Here is an 18,555-nt window from a genome sequence, read left to right as displayed (position 1 = left end):
AGCCCTTTGGGTTGATACGCCGATTGGCGCAGGTTGAGCAACCGGCAGCTGCGCGGAGCTTTCATCTGGCGCAGCGTGGCTGTCGGTTGCGGTGAACAGGCGCTCGGCAAATGCTTTTGGCGTCTGGCAGCCGAGCGCCGAATGAGGCCTTTCTTCGTTGCAGTCATCGGCCCAGGCCCGGACCCGCGCCCCGACGCGTGATGCAATGTGCACCCGGCAAAATTCCGCCTCCAACCCGGCCATCGACGCGTCGCTGCGCCCCGGCGCAATCCGGCCGAAGGCGCATTGGGCCATGTGCATCTGCAGGTCGGAGACCTGGCCGATGCCGACCGTTTCTGGCATGAAATCATGGGGCTGGATCTTGCCACCCGCTATCCCGGCGCCAGCTTCCATGCCGCCCGCACGCTGATTGCGCGCCGCCTCAAGGGGCTGGAAAACGTGGTCAGCCTGTCGATCAGCGACCCGTTCCTGACCGATCGGGGCTGGCGTTTCGGCGGCTGTCGCGCGAGTGAAATCAAGTGATCGCCGCTTGGCACGCGCTCGCCCGCGAACCCGTATTTCACGGTGCGTTCGCTGGCGCCCGTCCCATTTTGATCGCGCGATGTGCGCCGCCTGCCAACGCGCCGCAACGGCGTCCTGGGCGGCGCCCGGATTTCTGCAATATCCAATGCCCCGCAACGGGCAATCCGCCTTTTCGGTATCACCGCATACCTCGCGCGGTTTCCGGTCATTCATTAATCAGTGCAAAAAGAGCGGCCCTCCCAAAGTCGTTCCTGCAACAGCCGAGGCGCGGCGCGTCGGCCTCGATCCAACAACAAGAGATTTGAACGCACATGCAAAAACCGCGATCATTCCCCCCCTGCGAACCCCGGTCGGAACCTTCGGCGGCGCCTTGCGTCCTCTGACCGCAGAGAAGCTTGGCGCCCATGCGACCAGGGCCGTCGTCTCGCAAAGCGGCATCGACCCGGCCCGCATCGAAGAGCTGATCTTCGCCCAGTCCTGCGCCAATTCCGAGGCCCCCTGCATCGGCCGCTGGGTGGCGCTGGAGGCCGGCCTGCCCGAAGAGATCCCCGGCATCCGGATCGACCGGCGCTGCGGCAGCAGGTTGCAGGCGCTCGGCACCGCAGCCATGATGGCGCAGACCGGCGCCGCCGACGTGGTGCTGGCCGGCGGCGTCGAATCGATGAGCAACATCGAGCATTGCACCGCCGGCATGCGCTGGGGGGCGCGCGCGGGCAATGCGCAGTTCTATGACCGGCTGGATCGCGGGCGCGAGCGCTCGCAACCCGAATGGCGCTATGGCAGGATTTCCGGGCTGATCGAAACAGCCGGGAACCCTGCGCGCAAATGCGGCATCACCCGCGAAGAGGCCGATGCCTTTGCCACGCGCAGCCATCAGCGCGCCGCCGCCGCATGGGACGCGGGGCGTTTCGATGCCGAGGCGGCGCCGCTCGAGGCGCCCCGGCGCAAGGGCGATCGCCGCGCAGGTTCCGGCGGCGCTCAAGGCCCGGGACCGGAACGATCCCGAGCGGCTGAACCCCAACGGTTCGGGCATTTCGCTGGGGCGTCCGATCGGGGCCACGGGGCTGCGCATGGTCACTGCCCTGCTGCACGAACCGGAACGCCGTCAGGGCCGCTGCGGGCTGGCCGCCATGTGCATCGGCGGCGGTCAGGGGATGGCGGCGGTGTTCGAACGCGCCGCGTGACGGGACAAATGGAGAGAACCGCGCAATGATGGACAAACGGGTTGCAAGCATCGCCGAGGCGCTCGAAGGCCTGCATGACGGCGCGACGCTGCTGCTGGGCGGTTTCGGCTCTGTCGGGCAGGCGGTGCAGCTGATCGAGGGCATCCTGGAAACCGAGGCGCGCGATCTGGTGATCGTGGCCAACAATGCCGGCTATGGCGATGTCGGCCTGGCGCGGCTGCTGAAAGCGGGGCTGGTGCGCAAGATCATCTGCTCTTACCCGCGCATCGCCGGCTCGACCGCCTTCGAAGAGCTCTATGCCGCCGGCAAGATCGAGCTTGAACTGGTTCCCCAAGGCACCCTGGCCGAGCGCATGCGCGCCGCCGGTGCGGGCCTGCCGGCGTTCTACACCCCCACCGGCGCGGGCACCGAGATCGCGCGCGGCAAGGAAGAGCGGGTCATCAACGGCGTGGCTTGCGTACTGGAAGAGGCGCTGCCGGGCGATTTCGCGCTGGTCGAGGCCTGGCGGGCCGACCGGCTGGGCAACCTCACCTTCCGCGCTGCCGGGCGCAATTTCAACCCGGTCTGCGCCATGGCCGCCAGGACCACCATCTGCCAGACCCAGCACATGGCCGAGGTGGGCGAACTGGACCCAGAATGCATCGTCACGCCGGGCATCTATGTGGATCGGGTGCTGCATCTGCCCTGCGGTGATCCGGTGGAATGAAAAAGGAGCGCAGCCAATGACTGCAACAGCCGATATTGCCCGCCGCACGCGCCACGAGATCGCCGCCCGGATCGCCCGGGACATCCCCGAGGGCTGGTATGTCAACCTCGGCATCGGTGTGCCGACGCTGGTGGCGGATCACGTGCCCGGGGATCGCGAAGTGATCTTCCAGTCGGAAAACGGCCTGCTGGGCATGGGCCCCGCCCCGGCCGAGGACGCCACGGACCCCTGGCTGATCAATGCCGGCAAACAGCATGTCACCCTGCGCCCCGGCGGGTCGTTCTTTCACCACGCCGACAGTTTCGCGATGATCCGCGGCGGGCATCTGGACCTGTGCGTGCTGGGCGCCTACGAGGTGGCGGCCAATGGCGACATCGCAAACTGGGCCACATCGGCCAATGACAAGGCCCCGGCGGTGGGCGGCGCGATGGACCTTGCCGTGGGGGCCAGACGCATCTGGGTCGCCATGCCCCATGTCACCCGCGACGGCGCGCCGCGCCTGGTGGAAAGCTGCTCCTACCCGCTGACCGCCTCGGGCGTGGTCACCCGCATCTATACCGATCTCGCGGTAGTCCATGTCAGCGAGCGCAGCTTCGAGGTGATCGAGATCGTGGACGGCATGACCCTGTCCGAGCTGCAAAGCCTCACCGCCGCCCCTTTGATCGACGCCAGACAGGCGAGCAGAAACGCAAAAGGGGGCGGCCGCCCTCTGCCCCGGCAACCGCAAGGAGAAGGCTGAATGTTCATCCAATCACGGCAGATCGGCGATGCCCGCATCACCCGGGTGCTGGAATATTCTGCGCCCACCCATGACCCGGCCTTCCTGTTTCCCGAGCTGAGCCAATCGGTGCTGGATGCCGAGGCCCATTGGCTCGCCCCCAATCACTATATCGCCCACATGAACCGGTTGATCGTCACCATCCAGATATGGATGGTGCAGGTTGATGGGAAAACCATCCTGATCGACAGCGGCGTCGGCAATGCCAAGCCGCGCGCGGCGCCGCGCATGGCCCGGCTCAACAACCGGGTGCTGGAATGGATGGAGGCCGCCGGCGCCGCCCCCGAGGCCGTGACCCATGTGGTGCATACCCATCTGCATGTGGATCACGTCGGCTGGAACACCCTGCCCGATGGCGGTGGCTGGCGCCCCGCCTTCCCCAATGCCACCCATGTCATGCCACGCAAGGAATTCGACCATTACGCCCAGCTTCTGGAAAACGACAGCGACGCGCTGGTCGAGGAAAGCTGGACCGACAGCGTGCTGCCCATCGTCGAGGCCGGTCAGGCCGCGTTTCTGGAAGAGAACGCGACCGAAGTCGCCGGCATCCTGCGCCCCGAGCCGGCGCCCGGCCACACCGTCGGCATGACCGGCTATCGCATCGGAGAGGGTGCGGACGAAGGCTTTTTCTGCGCCGATGTGTTCCATTCCCCGATCCAGATCGCGCACCCCGAGATCAACACATCCTATTGCGCCTTGCCCGAGGTCGCGCGCCAGACCCGCGCCCGTGTGCTGGCCGAGGCCGCCGAGCAGGGCACGCTTATGATGCCGATGCATTTCGGCGCGCCCTGGTGCGGTTGCATCCGCCGCCACGGCGACGGCTATCGCTTCGAAGGCGCGGACTGGCCCGCCAGCTGAAACTCGAAACAGGGAGAAGACGAATGACAATCCTGCACTGGTCCCCCCGTTCGCCCTATGTGCGCAAGGCCATGGTGGCGCTGCACGAAAAGGGCCTGGCCGATCAGGTCGAAACCCTGCGCACCCATGCCGATCCGCTGATCCCGCATGACGCGCTGATGCAGATCAACCCGCTCAGCAAGATCCCGACGCTGGAGCGCGACGACGGGCCGGCAATCTGGGATTCGCGCGTGGTCTGCGAATGGGCCGACAACGTGGGTCAGACCGGCCCGCGCCTGTTTCCTGCAGACTTCGAAACCCGCATGATCGCCCTGCGCGACGAGGCCACGGGCAACGGGCTGATGGATGTCGCCCTGCCCTGGCTGGTCGAGGAACGCCTGCGCCCCGAGGCGCAACGATCCCAGGACATGATCGCGGTCTACCGGCGCAAGATGCATTCGGTGGCCGACTGGCTCGAATCCCATATCGACGAGATCGCCGCCCGCCCCTTCGACATCGGCCATCTGGCGATTGCAACCGCGCTGGCCTATCTCGATTTCCGCTTCTCGCACGAGGAATGGCAGAAGGGCCGCCCGAAGCTTGCCGCCTGGCATGCCGAGGTGATGCGCCGCCCGTCCTTGCAGGCCACCACTTTCCGCGACGACCCGCGCCCCGACGCGTGATGCAATGAGCACCCGGCAAAATTCCGCCTCCAGCCCGGCCATCGACGCGTCGCTGCGCCCCGGCGCAATCCGGCTGATGGTGCGCGACCTGGCACAGGCGGCGGACTTCTACCAGAAGATCATCGGGCTGGATGTTCTGGACGGAACCGCCACCCACGCCTCGCTGGGAAGCGGGGGACGCGCGCTGTTGCATCTGGAAACCCGCCCGGGCCTGATCCCCGCCGGGCCACGCGCGGCGGGGCTGTTCCACGCCGCCTTCCTGCTGCCCGACCGCGCCAGCCTCGGCGCCTGGCTGATCCACACTGCCAAGGCCCACGCGCCGATTGCGGGCGCCTCCGATCACATCGTCAGCGAGGCCGTCTATCTGACCGACCCCGAGGGCAACGGCGTCGAGGTTTACGCGGACCGCCCCCCGGCGCAATGGCGCGGACCCGACGGCTTGATCCGGATGAGCACCGGCCCGCTGGACCTGAACGCGCTTGCCGGGGCGGCAAACCGCCCCTGGCAGGGCTTTCCGGCCGAAGGCGCATTGGGCCATGTGCATCTGCAGGTCGGAGACCTGGCCGATGCCGACCGTTTCTGGCATGAAATCATGGGGCTGGATCTTGCCACCCGCTATCCCGGCGCCAGCTTCTATGCCACCGGCGGCTATCATCACCATGTGGCGGCCAATGTCTGGAACAGCCGGGGCGCGCCCAAACGGGTCGGGAACCTGACGGGCCTTCGCGAGGTCGAGTTCCGCACCCGCGACAGCGAAACCTTTCAGGCCCTCGCCGAGCGGCTGGAGGCGGCGAAGATCCCCGCCGAAATCGGCGCTGACACCCTGGTTCTGCGCGATCCGTGGCGCATCGCCATACGCATCACAAAGGAGTGACCCATGCTGGTTGACGGAAGATGGTCCGGGGCCTGGCACCCGTTTCAAAAGGCCGACGACAAGGGCCGCTTCCTGCGCCAAAGCGCGCCGTTTCGCCGCTGGATCACACCGGACGGCCAGCCCGGTCCCGAGGGGCAGGAGGCCTTTCCCGCCGAACCCGACCGCTATCACCTCTATGTCGCGCTGATCTGCCCCTGGGCCGCCCGCACGCTGATTGCGCGCCGCCTCAAGGGGCTGGAAAACGTGGTCAGCCTGTCGATCAGCGACCCGTTCCTGACCGATCAGGGCTGGCGTTTCGGCGGCTGGCCCGGCGCCACCCCGGATCACGTCAATGGCGTCGACTATGTGCACGAGCTCTATGCCATGGCCGATCCGAATTTCACCGGGCGCGCCACCGTGCCGGTGCTGTGGGACAGGAAGGCCGGCGCCATCGTCAACAACGAAAGCGCCGACATCCTGCGCATCTTCGACAAGGGTTTCGGCACGCTGGCCAGCAGCGCCCACGACCTGCGCCCCGCCGATCAGGCCGAAGAAATCGACGCGCTGGCGGGCGAGATGTATCAGCGGCTCAACAACGGCGTCTACCGTGCCGGTTTCGCCCAGACGCAAGAGGCCTATGACGAGGCCTATGGCGATGTCTTTTCCATGCTGGACACGCTGGAAGCGCGGCTTTCGGACGGGCGCGACTGGCTGATGGGCGCGCGCCTGACCGAGCTGGACATCCGCCTGTTCGTCACCCTGATCCGCTTCGATCCCGCCTATCATGGGCTGTTCAAGTGCAACCGGCAGCGGATTTCCGATTTTCCCGCCCTGCGCGGCCTTGTCGAGCGTGCCCTGGCTGTGGAGGCCTTTCGCAAGGCGACCGATCTCGACCACATCAAGCAGGGCTATTATTCGATCAAGGCGATCAACCCCACCGGCATCGTGCCGCTGGGGCCGGCCTGGCCCCGCCTGCCCTGATCGCCTGACAGGCCTGCCCGCACGCGGCGCCCATCAAGCGCCGCCCATCGGGAGCCCCTCCTGGCGGTCGGCCCGGCTTGCGCCCCGCCTTCAGCCGCGAAATTTCCAGCGCCTGTTCGGCCGGCACGGCCTTGATGCTGGCGTTTTCCACCATCTGTTCGGCCAGGGCCGCCTTCAGGTCGGCATTGTCCGCCTCAAGCGCGCGCAGGCGTTCCAGATCGCTGACCTGCAGACCTGCCAGACGTTTCTTGTGCCGCGCATAGCTGTTCGGGCCGATCCGATAGCATGAAAGCAGATCGCCAAGCGCGGTTCCGCTTTCCTCTTCGGCGATCATCGACAGCAGGTCCTCGTCCCGGCAACGCCCGGGTCGAAGCACCCGTTGCCAGACCCGGTTCGCCACCGCCGGCAGGCGCATCAACGGATTGGCGGGTCCAACGCCGCCCGACGCGGGCTCCTCCTAGCCGGGCGGCGGCAACCGCCGCTGGGTCGGGAACAGCACCGTCGGGCGCCAGCGCTGCACCAGCCCCCAAAGGCCGCGCGGTTCATAAAGCATGATGGCAATGGTGGCAAAACCAAGGATCACGAAGAACCAGTTGCCCAGGTCGGCCAGTTGTTCGCGCAACACGAAATAGGCGATCGCCCCCAGAATCGGCCCCTCGATCGAGCCGATCCCGCCGATCACCGCGATGAACATCACGATCACCGTCCAGTCGGTGACCGAGAACGCCGCCTCTGGCGTAATCCGCAGCTTGTGCACGAAGATCAGCCCGCCGATCAGGCCGGTGAGCAGCGCCACGCCGACAAAGACGCGAAACTTGATGCGCTCGACCTGCACCCCCGAGGCACGCGCGCCCTCTTCGTCGTCGCGCACCGCCGCCAGCGCCAGCCCGGTGCTGGAACGCAACAGCAGCCACATGCCCATCACCACCACCACAAGGATGGCCAGCGCGATCCAGTAGATCGTGCTTTCGCGCAGCCAGCGCGACGCCGAAATCGCCTTGACGAATTTCGCCGGCAGCGAGATGCCCGAACCGCCGCCCAACGCGCTCACCTGTGCGGCAAGCAGGCGGAACACCTCGGCCACCACCCAGGACCCGATGGCGAAATAGGCGCCCTGCATGCGGAACAGCAGCTTTGCCGACGGCGCCGCCAGCAAAGCCGTGGCGATGGCCGCAATCGGCAGCGCCACCAGCACCGGCACGCCGGCCAGGATCACCAACGCAAACAGCAGATAGCCCCCCAGCCCGACGAAAGCCTGTTGCCCGACCGAGATCAGCCCGACGAACCCGGCCAGCAGATTCCACAGCTGCGCCAGCGAGAGCATGTAAAAGAATTCCACCAGCAGCCGCATGGTCCCGCGCGAAGCCCACCAGGGCCCCAGCGCCAGCAGAATGACAAGCGCGCTCATCGCGTAGAAAGTGGCGCGGGCCGATCGATCCATGCCGGCGAGCGGGTTCTCGAATTTCGAATTCATCTGCTTCTTCCCTGCCCAAGCAGGCCCTCGGGCCGGATCGCCAGGATCGCCAGGAAGGCCGCATGGCCCGCCAGGATCTGCAGCCCCGGGTCGATGCGCGCACCGATCACCTGCGCAAGCCCCAGGATCACCCCGCCCAGCAGCGTGCCCCACAGGCTGCCCATGCCGCCGATGATCACCGCCTCGAAGGCAAACAGCAGCCGCGTCGGCCCCGACAGCGGATCGAAATTGGTCTTGACCGCCATCAGCACGCCGGCCACCGCCACCACCGCCGAGGCCAGCGCCGTGGCCACCGCGTAAAGATGGCGCCGGTCGGCCCCCATCAGGCCGACGATCTCGGGATCATCCGAAACCGCGCGCAGCAGCCGCCCGGTCACCGTGTGACGAAAGAACCAGCCCAGCGCCGCCAGAACCGCCACCGCCACAGCAAACAGCAGCAACGGCACGAGCCCCAGCGTGATCCCCCCCGGCAGCGTTACCGAAGCGGTGTCCAGCCCGGGCATCTGCAAGCGCCGGCTGTCGGCGCTGAATACTTCCAGCAGCACGTTCTGCAGGATGATCGACAGACCGAAAGTCACCATCAGCGGCGGCAACAGCCCCGCCGACATCACCCGGTTGAGCACCGCCCGTTGCCCGACATAGCCGAAACCTGCCATCAGCGGCGCCACGAACACCAAGACCGCCAGCGGATGCAGCCCCAGCGTGGTGACCACGACCATGGCCATGTAGGCCGCCAGCACGATGAAATCGCCATGCGCCAGATTGACCAGCCGCATCACCCCGAACATCAGCGAAAGCCCGGCCGCGAACAGCCCGTAGAGCCCGCCCAGCAGAATGCCCTGCAACAGCGTGTTGGAAATATCGACAATCATCAGGCGGCCTCCTGCCCGAAATACGCGGCCTTGATCGCCGCACGGTCGGCCTGGCGAGAGCTTCCGGTCAGGCTCACCCGCCCTTCCTGCAGGCAGTAGAACCGCGACGTTGCGCCCAATGCGCGGGAAATGTCTTGCTCAACAAGCAAGATCGCCGTGCCCTCGGCCTGAATATCGGACAGGGCGGCATAGATTTCCTCGATCACGGCGGGAGCCAACCCAAGGCTGAGCTCATCCAGCAGCAACAGCCGCGGGTTGCGCATCAAGGCCCGGGCGATCGCCACCATCTGTTGCTGCCCCCCGGAAATCCGGGTTGCAGGGACCTGCGCCTTTTCGGCAAGGATCGGAAACAGCTTTTCCACCCGACGCCTGTCCCAAGGGCCCGACAATCCACGGTAACCGCCCGTTTCGATGTTCTCGGCCACAGTCAGTGACGCAAAGAGCCGTCGCCCCTCCGGCGACATGGCCACGCCGAGCCGGGCGATCTCGTGCGCATCCAGCCCGGCAATCATCCGTCCCGACAGGCGGATCGTCTGCCCCGACGCCGGCAGCAGACCGCAGATGGTGCGCAACAGCGTCGTCTTGCCCGCCCCATTGGCCCCGATCAGGGCCACGGCCTCGCCCGGCGCGATGCCCAGATCGACACCGAACAGGGCTTGAAAGTCGCCATAAAAGGCGTCCACATCCGCCATCCGCAGGATCGGTCCGCTCATGCCTCGATCCCCATGTAGATTTCCTGGACTTTCGGATCGTTGAACGTGGCGACTGGCGCGCCATCGGCGATGATCCGGCCGAAATCGAGCACCACCAGCCGTTCGACCACCGCCATCAGCGCGTGCACCACATGTTCGATCCAGACAATGGCCACGCCCTGCGCATGCAGGGCGTTGATCGCCTCGACCAGTTCGGATGTTTCATGTTCGGTCAACCCGCCGGCAATCTCGTCCAGCAGCAGCAACCGGGGCTTTGTCGCCAACGCACGCGCCAGTTCCAGCCGCTTGCGGTCCAGCAAGCGCAACGCCCCTGCCGGGACGTTGGCCAACGACGCGAGGTTCAGGTTCTCCAGAATTTCGCGGCAGCCTTCGCGCGCTTCGGCTTCGTTTTCGCCGGCGCCGAATTCTGCCGCCACCAGAAGGTTTTCGTAAACGCTGAGCCCCGAAAACGGGTGCGGGATCTGGAAGGTGCGCCCGATGCCGGCCCGGATGCGGTCGGCGTCGGGCGCGGCGGTGATATCGGCTCCGTCAAACCGAACCGTTCCGGAATCGGGGGTCAGAGCCCCCGAGATCAGGTTGAACAAGGTGGTCTTGCCCGCGCCATTGGGTCCGATGATCCCCAGCGCCTGGCCTTCCGGCAGCGACAGGGAAACATCATCTGTCACAACCAGCGAACCGAATGCCTTGGACAGGCTCTCAGTTTCCAGAATGTCCGTCATCCGTTCCCCATCCCTTGCATCGCGGGGCGACCGACAGGCCGCCCCGGAGCCTTGCGCTTCCCGATCAGCTCTCGATCAGGCGGAATTCACCGGTGGTGGCGATATCCGGGTGGTCGGCATTCTCGACGATCTTCAGCTCCGGCCGCTCACCCGCCATTGACCACTGACCGCCCACCAGCGGCGTCTTGGCGATGTTGGGGACCGGGCCGGTGCGGAAGTCGATCAGGCCGACATGGCTCTGGTAACGGGTTGTCGCGATTGCATCGCGGATCGAGGCCGGATCGGTCGGATCCTCGGTGCGCGCGAGCGAATCCAGCACCACCTCGAACAGCGCCTGCTTGAATCCCAGCGGCATGGTCCAGACATTGCCCGTCTGCCTTTCGTATTCGCGCGCCAGATCGCCCGAGCCCTGCCCGGTCAGACCCGACTGGAACGGGTGATCCGGCGACCACCAGATTTCCACCGAAAGCGCCTCGGCCTTTTCACCGACGGCGCTGACCACCTGCGGGAACTCGGTCGCCTTGGCGAAGGTGCCGACCTTGGATTTCAGCCCCTGCTGGGCCGCCTGCAACCAGAAGGTCGTGAAATCGGGCGGCGGCACCACGCCCGTGGTGATTTCGACTCCGGCCGCCTTGAAGGCGGAAATCTGGGCCGAGAAATCGTCCGTCAGCACCTGATAGCGACCGGTATCGACGATCTCGTATCCGCGTTCCTTCAACACCGAGGGGAAACCGATCTCGGGGTCGCCCCATGCATTGCCGTCGGGGTCGTTGGGCCATAGCGCGCCGATGACCTTGGCCACCTTGCCGGTCGAGGTCGCAAGATCCCACATGTTGGCGTAGACCGAAATGATGTCCTCAAGACCCCAGAAGAAGTGATAGGTCCACTCGAAACCCACCTTGGGATCGCCGCCGCGACCGAAGAAATGCGGCTGCCAGGGCGTGTCGTTGGTCACGCAGGGCGTGCCGTTGAGCTCGGCCTGGTCGGCAACCGGGTTGGTGGTGTCCGGGGTCGCAGTGGCGGTGATGATGTCCACTTCCTCGTCGAACAGCAGTTCCTGCGCCACGGTCGCGGCACGGTTGGCATTGGACTGGCTGTCACGGACGACGAATTCGATCTCGTGCTTGCTGCCGTTGATGTTGAAACCGCCATCCACGATCGTCTTCATGCGTGCCAGCGTGAAGGCGTCAGGCTCTGCAAAGGCCGCCAGCGGGCCGGTTTGCGGCGTGACGAAGCCGATCTTGATCTTCTTGGGTCTGGCGATTGCCGGCATCGGAAAGGCCGATGCCGCCCCAAGCGCCATCGCGCCCTTGGCGAACCCCCTGCGGCTGATCTTCGTTTTCATCGTATTCCTCCCTGAATATGCTTGGCGGCAATCGCGACGGAAAACTGCCGCCCCACCGCGCGGCCAAGGAAACTTACCCATCTATGTCGGCGCTCAGAATGACCCCTGCGGTATTGACCGATACCTCTGGGGCGGCGGCCCCGGGGTGACCAACGCTGAATGAAAAACCGCGACCGCACTCGGAATTGCGCCGGAAACCGGGAACGGCATTCAGATCGGAAGGGAAAGTGGCGATGGCAGATCCGAACGGGATCGATACAGGCGCGCTCACCCCGAATGTCACACCGGCGGGATCGCCGCGACCGAGCATCTCCTGGCCAGGTCGGCCATCGCACCGGGCCAGCAGGTGCTGGATACAGGTTCGGGCCTGGGCGGCGCCGTCCGCCTTTTTCGACAATATCTTTGCCATGATCGCCGAAAAGGGGCCGCCGCCGCCGGGGGCGCATCTGGCGATGGGCGCGGATGCGCGCGACCAGATGACCGATTGCGTCGCCAACACCAGGGACGGGCGGATGTGCGCGCACGAAATGCTGTTCACGCGCTGAATTGCGGCGGGGCGCCCTGCATGAAAACGCGGGACCTCCCGCGCGACTGCGCGGCGCTGCCGTTTCAGCCCTCTTCGGCCTTCAGATTCCGCCCACGGCGAAAGCCATGGCGCTTGCCCGGCGGATAGGCGCGGGCCAACTGGTTGTTTTCCACCCGAAGCTGGGTCATCTCGCGCCGGGTCCGGGTCACATGCTGGGCAAGTCGCAGATCGGACAGGGGGCGGGTCGAACACAGCAGGACGAAACCGGCCTCGTCATCCGTGGGGTAACGGGTCAGCGCATCGCGCCGATCCACCCTGCCCTCGATCAGGCGGGCGGCACAGGCCAGGCACCAGCCCTGTTCGCAGATATGCGGGCTGTCAAACCCCGCATCCGTCAGCGAATAGAGCAGGTATTCCTCCTCGTCGGCCTCGAAGGTGATGACACCCTCGGGCCGCTCGAGCGTAACCTTGTGCCGCCGCCCGGCGCTCACGGTCGAATCACCACCTTTTCCACATTGTCGAGCTTGTCCGAGAAGGTCCTGTAGGCCTTGCCTGCATCCGCCAGCGAAAAGTCATGGGTGAACATCTCGGTCAGGGTGATCTTGCCCTCGGTGATCATCCGGTGCGCTTCCCACATCTCGGGCCAGACCGAGGCGAAGCCGCGCTTGTGCAACGTGATGTCGCGGAAGAAGATGTCGAGCAGATTCATCTTGTGTTCCGTATCGGTGAACACGCCCAGCCCCGCGATGGCGCCGCCCGCGCGGATCAGCTGATAGCACAGATCGAGGCTGTCGCCGGCGCCGACCATCTCGATCACCTTGTCGGCGCCGCGCCCAGCCGTTGCCGCCTTGACCGCTTCGACGCCCTCCTCGCCCGGCGCGAAGACCTGCACGCCATAGCGATCGGCCGCGGCCTTGCGCCGGTGCTCGACCGGATCGAAGGCAAAGACCTTGCCCGGATTGCGCTTCATCGCCAGATCCAGCGCCATCATGCCGGTGGGGCCCAGCCCGACCACGGCGAGGCTTTCGCCGATCTGCACATCCACCAGCTTGTTGGCCAGAACGGCGGTCGGCAGATTGCAGGACAAGGCCAGAACCTGCCTGTCGTCCAGCGCCTCATCCGCCTTCATCGTGTGGGCGTCCGCATGGGGGATGACCAGATAGTCCGCCTGGGTTCCGTTCAGATCGCCAAAGCCGACGCCATAGCCATAAACGGCCGATTTCGTGGTCTCGCAATGGGCGGTATTGCCGACGCGGCACATGTAGCAGTCGCCGCAAGAGGCCGAATAGGCCATGCTGACCCGGTCACCCGCCTTGAACCGGCCGACCGAGGCGCCGGTTTCCACCACTTCGCCCGAAAGCTCGTGGCCCAGCGTCGAATGCCCCTTGCCCATCGCTTCGTCCAGCGTGCCGCGCCAGATATGCAGGTCCGACCCGCAGATCGAGGTGGCGCGCACCTTGACCAGCATCTGATGCGGTTCGGTGATCGTTGGGTCATCCACATCAATGGTGCGGATATCCTCGGGTCCGAAATAGACGGCGGCTTTCATGTTGTCTTCCTCCCTGTTGCCGGATCGGTCGTGAAATCACCATCGCGTATCGGGCAGGATCACGCCGTCGATCCTCCCGACCGCGTAGTCATGGGCGGCGCGTGCGATGCGCCTGATCACCGCCAGTTCCGTTGCGTTGCGCGGCGCGTACACCAGCAGGCTCTGGGGCGGCACGGCGCCGGCCATGTAGCGAGCGAAGGGGTGAATGGTGACCCAGCCCTTGTCCATGACCTTCTGCGCCCATTCCGGTTTCAGCCCCAGATGCAGCGCCCCGTCGGGGCGCAGATTGGCCCAGACCGGTTCGGACAGGAACGCTTCGGGCTGGCCGCGGGCGAGATCCTGCGCCAGCGCGAACCCCTCGCCGGGCGCATCGAAGGGCGCCGGCACGACATGGCTGCCTTCGAGCCCCGCGCAATAGTCACGCAACGCGTCGAGGATTTCGGCCGGTGCGCGCTGATCGCGTTGCAGGCAGGGCCAGGCGGCATCCAGCACGGGGCGTTCGCCGCTGCGAGCGGACATCCGCCGCAGACCCGGCGCCATGCGCCAGATCTCGGCCTCGGAAACCGCGCGCCTAGCCAAAACTGTCAAACCTGATCCGGGTGATCGGCACGCCGGCCTCCTTCAGCTGCGCCTTGACGGCATCGACCATCACCGGGGGGCCGGCGACATAGAAGGTCGTGTCCTGCGGGTCATGGTCCCGTGCCGCGATGCAATCCGTGGTCCGCCCGGTTTCACCGCTCCAGCCATCCTCCGGCGCCTCGACAACGGGACGATAGCTGGCCCCGGCGATCCGTGCCGTGGCCGCGGCCAGTTCCTCGCCGGCTGCCAGATCGGCCGGCGCGCGCGCGCCGTAGATCACGTCCACCGGCGCGGCGAAATCAAGGCCTTCGGCGCCCGCCTGCCGCACCAGCGACAGGATCGGCGAAATGCCGGTGCCGCCGGCCACGAAAACCGTGCGGCCGGGCTTTTGCCGCAGGGTGCAGGCGCCGAACGGCGCCTCGATGGTGATGCGCGCGCCCGGCTCCAGCGCCGCCAGCGCGTTCGAGCCCGCCCCGCCCTCGTAGCGTTTGGAGATGATCTGCAAGATTTCGCCGTCGGGCAGGTTGCACATCGAATAGGCGCGCCGCAGACCATCGCCCAGATGGGCGATCAGATATTGACCGGGCAGGAAATCCGCGCTGCCCTCGGGGCGAAAGGTGAAGCGGCGGATATCGGGGGCCAGGTCCTCGACCCCGACAAGTTCCGCAACCTGTTCGCAACAGGCCGGCCCCGGCGCTGCCTGCCAGCCCGCCGGCGGCTTGAGCACCAGGTCGCTGCGCGCCATCGCCTGACAGGTGACGATCCGGCCGCGCCGCGCGTCGCGCGGGCTGACGGCGGGGGCGTCGGGAAAGAGAAGCTCCACCTCACCTTCGACCAGCACCGCCTTGCAGGTGCCGCAACTGCCCCAGCCGCATTCATGCGGCAGCACGATCCCCGCGCGCCGCGCCGCCTGCAACAGCGTCTCGTCCGATCGCGCGGCAAAACTTTCGCCGCTCGGTTCAAGGGTAACGGTATGAGCCATTTACATGTTGTCCGTATCGAACCGGTCGCGGGCCTGCCCGGGAATGGGCCCCGCGACCGGGATTGGCATGTGAGCCTTACAGGCCGCAATCGGCGATGAAGGCTTTGAGCGACTTGTGCATCCGCGCAGCGACCACATCTTCGCTTTCGGCATTGGGGGCACTGGCCAGCATCCCCGACAGCCCCTCGGCCGCCTTGGTTGCCAACGGCATCCATTTGTCGATATGGGCCCGCAGCAGATCCGCATTGCCTTCGCCGTTTTCGGTCGCATATTTGACCAGCGCCTTGGTGTTTTCCACCGCGTAAGACTCGTCATGCTGCCGGAAGTCGTCATGCATCATGGCCGTCAGCCCGTCGCCATTGGCCTGGGCAATGCGCGCTATCTCGTGGTTGAAGGCAAAATCGAACAACGGGCGCATCACCAGCTGGCGCGAGGCGAAGGCTTCGCCGAAATCATAGGCACACAGTTGCTTTTCCAGCAACTCGCGCAAGCCCTGCCATTGCGGCGCTTCGGTCCAGGTCCGACGCGTGCGGTCGCTGTCGGCAATGTCGGGCCGCTCGTTGTCCATCGCGATCACCTGGGCCAGATAGGCCTGCCGTTGCACGCGTCGCATTTCGTTGCCCATCTGGAAATAGTGGATGTTCGTGACGAAAGCCGACGGCGCCATCTGGGCGACATAGGCCGCGCTCATCTGCATCCCGTGACCGGGGAAACGCGCCGGCATGTAGCTGTCGCGCAGAAAATCGAGATACTCGGGCGACAGCGAGCGATAGTGATCCTTGGCCTCGAAATCGTCGATCAGGTTGTCGAGATAGACCTCGCGCTCTTTCTGATCCTCGATGTAGCGGCGATAGGTGTAGGCCCGCGGGTCGCGATACTTTTCCCAATCCGCAACCGCGGCCACAAGGGGCGAACTTTCGCGGTTCTTGATGTAGAACTTGTTGATCGACCAGTCTTTCGAAAGCTCGAACGGGGCCGGCTCTTTGCGAAAGTGGTTATGAAACTTGTAGGTGACGGCCTCGTATTCCGAGGGCACGCGCCGCTCTTCCCACAGACTCCAGGGTGTCTTGCGCTTGCGCCCACCTGACTTGACTGCCATGTCTGATCCTCCCTATTCGCGCTTCAGGCGTGAAGCGCCCATTCCCATTTGTCATCTTCGGTGGTCAGCCGGCCGGCAAACGACACCAGGCTCGGCTCCATCTCGGAGAGCCGGAAGGGACGGCCGAGCATTTCGACCATGCTGGCTTCCGTCAAAGTCATGGCGCCGTCGGCCTGAATCCGGACATACCCACCGCGATCGTCGATCATGATGTCTTTGCCGGGATTGTCTTTCTCGGCGGCATCAATGACCGCGTTGATGATGTCCTCATCGACTCCCCGGATCACCGGGCCGACCAGTTTTGGTTCGGTATTCATCTGGTTATCCTTTCTGTTGTTCCGGACCTGCCGGACTTTTGCCCGTGGTCCTCCTGTCGGCGCTCAGAGACCGCATGTCATGCATCCTCGGCTTCGTGGCGCAGACGGCGCAGACGGTCATCGGTGGGCACGCCGACAAACACGTCATCGCCTTCGACCTTGACCTCGTAGCGGAACAACCGGCAGCCGGAGGGGTTCAACCCCTTGCCGCTGTCCATCTCGAACTGCCATTCATGGGCCGAACAGGTGATCGTGCCGCTTTCAAAATCCACATCGCCATCCGCGAGCAGGATTTCCTGATGCGGGCACATGCCCTGGAAACAGCGGATCTCGCCGCCGGCCATGTGAATGATGATCACCTCTTCGCCCTCGATCTCGGCATCGACGAAATCGCCTTCCCAGAGATCGTCAAGCGTCGTCGCCTTGACCCAGTCGAGAGGGCTGGCCTCAGACATAGCCCGCCTCGATGTAATCCATCGGCTCGATGCCGGCCTCGGCGACAGTCTTGGCGTCGTCGATGCGTTCGCCGTTCAGCCAGACTCCCATCGGGCGATCTTCCTTCGGCACCCGAAGGCCGACCGCGTGAACGGCCACGGCCGCAGCCACTTCGGGCATGGTGTTGGCATCATCGACCGGCACCAGTTGCACCACGAAATCGTCGCGCCAGGTTGCTTGCAAGGGAACCATTGCCATGTTCGTGTCCTCCCATTTGCCCATGTTTCGGGCGGATTCCTCCTGTCCCCGCACCGGGTCAGGCCCGGCGCGAGGTTATTTCGCTTTGGCGAAAGCCTGTCTTATTCGGCTGCCAGCCTGGTCTGCTGCGCCCAGGCGTATTTGTCGGCGTCGTCGCCCATGACCTCGGGGGTTATGCCCATGTATTTCAGCGCCCCTTCCAGGTTGGGCGGCTGGATATGGCCGGCCAGGAAGCGATCGACGATCGACAGCTGGGTGTCGTAGCGCTCGGGCTGGCTCTTCCAGACCCATTCGCAGACTTCGGAGCAGAAGGTCAGCTTGCGCCCGTTATGCGAAGTCACCCGTGCGCCCTTGCCGGCAGTGCCGGGCGATATGATCGGCAGCTGGCAGCAGTTGCAGACGACCGGCAGGGTCTGCGGATAGGTCTGCTCCATGTTGCCGGCGCGCACATTGTCGGTGATGACGTCCCAGTGCTTGCCCCAGGTATCGTTCCAGCCGGGATATTTTTCTTCCAGCCAGTCGCGCTCTTCGGGGGAGACGCCCGCATCCGGGTTCCACCACACGGTCGGGCGCCAGAACCACACGCCCAGATGCATGCCATGCTGGTAGCTGTCCAGTTCGGGCAGGAAGTGTTCTTCCCAGTACCACGGCAGCTTCATCCCCAGATCCTGGAACTGGTCCATGAACTGGCGGCAGATCCAGTCGGTCATGAATTCCTTGAAGCTCATGGTGCGGTGTTCGAGCGGGGTGTAATAGTCCATCGACAGCCCCGTCAGCAGCCCGAAGATCCGCCAGGAACGCCAGAACATCTGATCGACCATCTTCTGGGCTTCGTCGCCCTGGCCGTTCTCGACCATGATCTTCAGCGTCGGTTCGCCCTGCTGGGAATGGCGCGCCTCGTCGGTTTGAATCGAGGAGATCAGCGCCCCGAATTCGATATCGCCCACATGCAGGGCATCGGCGGACATGCCGAGGAACTGCAGGTTGGTAAATCCGGTCTCGAAGGTGAAGGTCAACTGGATCGCCGTGGATACCGCGTCATTGGCGGTGAACATGTCGTCGAACAGCGACCGCGCGGCAATCGCCCCCCATTCGTTGGAATGGGCCATCTTGTGCGCCCAGTCCATCTGCGGATCCTTGTCG

The 18,555-nt window shown here is 65.3% G+C and carries 24 protein-coding genes and 1 pseudogene; 9 read left to right on the top strand and 16 right to left on the bottom strand.

Features of this window, described 5'->3' with window-relative positions; all coding sequences use genetic code 11:
- Positions 1-342, bottom strand: a pseudogene (locus tag AC1HC7_RS07365) (hypothetical protein); the annotation flags it as partial.
- Here AC1HC7_RS07365 and AC1HC7_RS07360 point away from each other — a divergent pair.
- From AC1HC7_RS07360 to AC1HC7_RS07325, 8 genes are all read left to right on the top strand, one after another.
- Complete coding sequence (locus AC1HC7_RS07360; RefSeq protein WP_479498882.1) at positions 295-522, top strand: hypothetical protein; 228 nt, start codon at positions 295-297, stop codon at positions 520-522. The pseudogene AC1HC7_RS07365 and the gene AC1HC7_RS07360 overlap by 48 nt on opposite strands.
- A 145-nt stretch (positions 523-667) precedes the next feature.
- Entirely contained in the window at positions 668-1,735 is a 1,068-nt protein-coding gene (locus AC1HC7_RS07355; RefSeq protein WP_479497418.1) for a thiolase family protein, read from the top strand.
- Positions 1,732-2,412 carry a 3-oxoacid CoA-transferase subunit A gene (locus AC1HC7_RS07350; RefSeq protein ID WP_479498881.1) on the top strand — a complete coding sequence of 227 codons (681 nt, stop codon included), beginning with the start codon at positions 1,732-1,734 and terminating at the stop codon, positions 2,410-2,412. Before AC1HC7_RS07355 ends, AC1HC7_RS07350 begins: the two co-directional genes overlap by 4 nt.
- Positions 2,413-2,428: 16 nt before the next feature.
- Complete coding sequence (locus AC1HC7_RS07345; RefSeq protein ID WP_479498880.1) at positions 2,429-3,151, top strand: 3-oxoacid CoA-transferase subunit B; 723 nt, start codon at positions 2,429-2,431, stop codon at positions 3,149-3,151.
- Positions 3,152-4,048, top strand: a complete 897-nt coding sequence (locus tag AC1HC7_RS07340; protein ID WP_479498879.1) for an MBL fold metallo-hydrolase — start codon at positions 3,152-3,154, stop codon at positions 4,046-4,048. It abuts the gene before it with no gap.
- Between the two features lie 23 nt (positions 4,049-4,071).
- Positions 4,072-4,710: a glutathione S-transferase family protein gene (locus AC1HC7_RS07335; protein WP_479498878.1), complete on the top strand. Its 639-nt coding sequence runs from the start codon at positions 4,072-4,074 to the stop codon at positions 4,708-4,710.
- A 4-nt stretch (positions 4,711-4,714) separates the two neighbouring features.
- Complete coding sequence (locus AC1HC7_RS07330) at positions 4,715-5,584, top strand: VOC family protein (RefSeq protein WP_479498877.1); 870 nt, start codon at positions 4,715-4,717, stop codon at positions 5,582-5,584.
- 3 nt (positions 5,585-5,587) lie between these two features.
- A complete protein-coding gene (locus AC1HC7_RS07325; RefSeq protein ID WP_479498876.1) occupies positions 5,588-6,544 on the top strand; it encodes a glutathione S-transferase family protein in 957 nt (318 codons plus the stop codon).
- On the opposite strand, the gene AC1HC7_RS07320 is transcribed toward AC1HC7_RS07325, so the two are convergent.
- The 6 genes from AC1HC7_RS07320 to AC1HC7_RS07295 form a co-directional block, all read right to left on the bottom strand.
- A complete protein-coding gene (locus tag AC1HC7_RS07320; protein WP_479498875.1) occupies positions 6,492-6,878 on the bottom strand; it encodes a hypothetical protein in 387 nt (128 codons plus the stop codon). The genes AC1HC7_RS07325 and AC1HC7_RS07320 overlap by 53 nt on opposite strands.
- Before the next feature lie 123 nt (positions 6,879-7,001).
- Positions 7,002-8,018 (bottom strand): branched-chain amino acid ABC transporter permease, encoded by a 1,017-nt coding sequence (locus AC1HC7_RS07315; RefSeq protein WP_479498874.1) that lies wholly within the window; start codon positions 8,016-8,018, stop codon positions 7,002-7,004.
- The gene (locus tag AC1HC7_RS07310) at positions 8,015-8,890 is read right to left on the bottom strand and encodes a branched-chain amino acid ABC transporter permease (protein WP_479498873.1); all 876 of its coding nucleotides are present in this window, start codon (positions 8,888-8,890) and stop codon (positions 8,015-8,017) included. The genes AC1HC7_RS07315 and AC1HC7_RS07310 overlap by 4 nt, the downstream gene beginning before the upstream one ends.
- Positions 8,890-9,603 carry an ABC transporter ATP-binding protein gene (locus AC1HC7_RS07305; protein ID WP_479498872.1) on the bottom strand — a complete coding sequence of 238 codons (714 nt, stop codon included), beginning with the start codon at positions 9,601-9,603 and terminating at the stop codon, positions 8,890-8,892. Before AC1HC7_RS07305 ends, AC1HC7_RS07310 begins: the two co-directional genes overlap by 1 nt.
- Positions 9,600-10,322 (bottom strand): ABC transporter ATP-binding protein, encoded by a 723-nt coding sequence (locus tag AC1HC7_RS07300; RefSeq protein ID WP_479498871.1) that lies wholly within the window; start codon positions 10,320-10,322, stop codon positions 9,600-9,602. The genes AC1HC7_RS07305 and AC1HC7_RS07300 overlap by 4 nt, the downstream gene beginning before the upstream one ends.
- Positions 10,323-10,386: 64 nt before the next feature.
- Positions 10,387-11,667: an ABC transporter substrate-binding protein gene (locus AC1HC7_RS07295; RefSeq protein WP_479498870.1), complete on the bottom strand. Its 1,281-nt coding sequence runs from the start codon at positions 11,665-11,667 to the stop codon at positions 10,387-10,389.
- Positions 11,668-11,900: 233 nt separating this feature from the next.
- Between AC1HC7_RS07295 and AC1HC7_RS07290 the strand changes: the two genes are divergently transcribed.
- Positions 11,901-12,212 (top strand): hypothetical protein, encoded by a 312-nt coding sequence (locus AC1HC7_RS07290; protein WP_479498869.1) that lies wholly within the window; start codon positions 11,901-11,903, stop codon positions 12,210-12,212.
- 64 nt (positions 12,213-12,276) lie between these two features.
- Here the strand turns inward: AC1HC7_RS07290 and AC1HC7_RS07285 are convergent, their stop codons facing one another.
- From AC1HC7_RS07285 to AC1HC7_RS07245, 9 genes are all read right to left on the bottom strand, one after another.
- Positions 12,277-12,684, bottom strand: a complete 408-nt coding sequence (locus AC1HC7_RS07285; protein WP_479498868.1) for a 2Fe-2S iron-sulfur cluster-binding protein — start codon at positions 12,682-12,684, stop codon at positions 12,277-12,279.
- On the bottom strand, positions 12,681-13,742 hold the full coding sequence (locus AC1HC7_RS07280; protein ID WP_479498867.1) for an alcohol dehydrogenase catalytic domain-containing protein: 1,062 nt from the start codon (positions 13,740-13,742) through the stop codon (positions 12,681-12,683). Before AC1HC7_RS07280 ends, AC1HC7_RS07285 begins: the two co-directional genes overlap by 4 nt.
- Before the next feature lie 36 nt (positions 13,743-13,778).
- Positions 13,779-14,261 (bottom strand): luciferase domain-containing protein, encoded by a 483-nt coding sequence (locus AC1HC7_RS07275; protein WP_479498866.1) that lies wholly within the window; start codon positions 14,259-14,261, stop codon positions 13,779-13,781.
- 52 nt (positions 14,262-14,313) lie between these two features.
- Positions 14,314-15,303 (bottom strand): 2Fe-2S iron-sulfur cluster-binding protein, encoded by a 990-nt coding sequence (locus tag AC1HC7_RS07270; protein ID WP_479498865.1) that lies wholly within the window; start codon positions 15,301-15,303, stop codon positions 14,314-14,316.
- A gap of 76 nt (positions 15,304-15,379) precedes the next feature.
- On the bottom strand, positions 15,380-16,402 hold the full coding sequence (locus tag AC1HC7_RS07265; RefSeq protein WP_479498864.1) for an aromatic/alkene monooxygenase hydroxylase subunit beta: 1,023 nt from the start codon (positions 16,400-16,402) through the stop codon (positions 15,380-15,382).
- Between the two features lie 23 nt (positions 16,403-16,425).
- A complete protein-coding gene (locus AC1HC7_RS07260) occupies positions 16,426-16,719 on the bottom strand; it encodes an MmoB/DmpM family protein (RefSeq protein ID WP_479498863.1) in 294 nt (97 codons plus the stop codon).
- Positions 16,720-16,796: 77 nt separating this feature from the next.
- The gene (locus AC1HC7_RS07255; RefSeq protein WP_479498862.1) at positions 16,797-17,174 is read right to left on the bottom strand and encodes a Rieske 2Fe-2S domain-containing protein; all 378 of its coding nucleotides are present in this window, start codon (positions 17,172-17,174) and stop codon (positions 16,797-16,799) included.
- Positions 17,167-17,436 (bottom strand): toluene-4-monooxygenase system B family protein, encoded by a 270-nt coding sequence (locus tag AC1HC7_RS07250; protein WP_479498861.1) that lies wholly within the window; start codon positions 17,434-17,436, stop codon positions 17,167-17,169. Before AC1HC7_RS07250 ends, AC1HC7_RS07255 begins: the two co-directional genes overlap by 8 nt.
- Positions 17,437-17,513: 77 nt before the next feature.
- Positions 17,514-18,555: ferritin family protein (locus tag AC1HC7_RS07245; protein WP_479498860.1), on the bottom strand; the 1,042-nt coding region annotated here is incomplete at its 5' end.

It is taken from the genome of Oceanicella sp., assembly GCF_056449545.1.
Note: the sequence above shows the minus strand (reverse complement) of the source record. Positions and strands in the feature narration are given on the sequence as shown.

Coding starts and splice junctions, on each gene's coding strand:
- AC1HC7_RS07355 (WP_479497418.1), top strand. CDS start 668: ATGCCCCGCAACGGGCAATCCGCCTTTTCGGTATCACCGCATACCTCG.
- AC1HC7_RS07350 (WP_479498881.1), top strand. CDS start 1,732: ATGATGGACAAACGGGTTGCAAGCATCGCCGAGGCGCTCGAAGGCCTG.
- AC1HC7_RS07345 (WP_479498880.1), top strand. CDS start 2,429: ATGACTGCAACAGCCGATATTGCCCGCCGCACGCGCCACGAGATCGCC.
- AC1HC7_RS07340 (WP_479498879.1), top strand. CDS start 3,152: ATGTTCATCCAATCACGGCAGATCGGCGATGCCCGCATCACCCGGGTG.
- AC1HC7_RS07335 (WP_479498878.1), top strand. CDS start 4,072: ATGACAATCCTGCACTGGTCCCCCCGTTCGCCCTATGTGCGCAAGGCC.
- AC1HC7_RS07330 (WP_479498877.1), top strand. CDS start 4,715: ATGAGCACCCGGCAAAATTCCGCCTCCAGCCCGGCCATCGACGCGTCG.
- AC1HC7_RS07325 (WP_479498876.1), top strand. CDS start 5,588: ATGCTGGTTGACGGAAGATGGTCCGGGGCCTGGCACCCGTTTCAAAAG.
- AC1HC7_RS07320 (WP_479498875.1), bottom strand. CDS start 6,878: ATGATCGCCGAAGAGGAAAGCGGAACCGCGCTTGGCGATCTGCTTTCA.
- AC1HC7_RS07315 (WP_479498874.1), bottom strand. CDS start 8,018: ATGAATTCGAAATTCGAGAACCCGCTCGCCGGCATGGATCGATCGGCC.
- AC1HC7_RS07310 (WP_479498873.1), bottom strand. CDS start 8,890: ATGATTGTCGATATTTCCAACACGCTGTTGCAGGGCATTCTGCTGGGC.
- AC1HC7_RS07305 (WP_479498872.1), bottom strand. CDS start 9,603: ATGAGCGGACCGATCCTGCGGATGGCGGATGTGGACGCCTTTTATGGC.
- AC1HC7_RS07300 (WP_479498871.1), bottom strand. CDS start 10,322: ATGACGGACATTCTGGAAACTGAGAGCCTGTCCAAGGCATTCGGTTCG.
- AC1HC7_RS07295 (WP_479498870.1), bottom strand. CDS start 11,667: ATGAAAACGAAGATCAGCCGCAGGGGGTTCGCCAAGGGCGCGATGGCG.
- AC1HC7_RS07290 (WP_479498869.1), top strand. CDS start 11,901: ATGGCAGATCCGAACGGGATCGATACAGGCGCGCTCACCCCGAATGTC.
- AC1HC7_RS07280 (WP_479498867.1), bottom strand. CDS start 13,742: ATGAAAGCCGCCGTCTATTTCGGACCCGAGGATATCCGCACCATTGAT.
- AC1HC7_RS07275 (WP_479498866.1), bottom strand. CDS start 14,261: ATGTCCGCTCGCAGCGGCGAACGCCCCGTGCTGGATGCCGCCTGGCCC.
- AC1HC7_RS07270 (WP_479498865.1), bottom strand. CDS start 15,303: ATGGCTCATACCGTTACCCTTGAACCGAGCGGCGAAAGTTTTGCCGCG.
- AC1HC7_RS07265 (WP_479498864.1), bottom strand. CDS start 16,402: ATGGCAGTCAAGTCAGGTGGGCGCAAGCGCAAGACACCCTGGAGTCTG.
- AC1HC7_RS07260 (WP_479498863.1), bottom strand. CDS start 16,719: ATGAATACCGAACCAAAACTGGTCGGCCCGGTGATCCGGGGAGTCGAT.
- AC1HC7_RS07255 (WP_479498862.1), bottom strand. CDS start 17,174: ATGTCTGAGGCCAGCCCTCTCGACTGGGTCAAGGCGACGACGCTTGAC.
- AC1HC7_RS07250 (WP_479498861.1), bottom strand. CDS start 17,436: ATGGGCAAATGGGAGGACACGAACATGGCAATGGTTCCCTTGCAAGCA.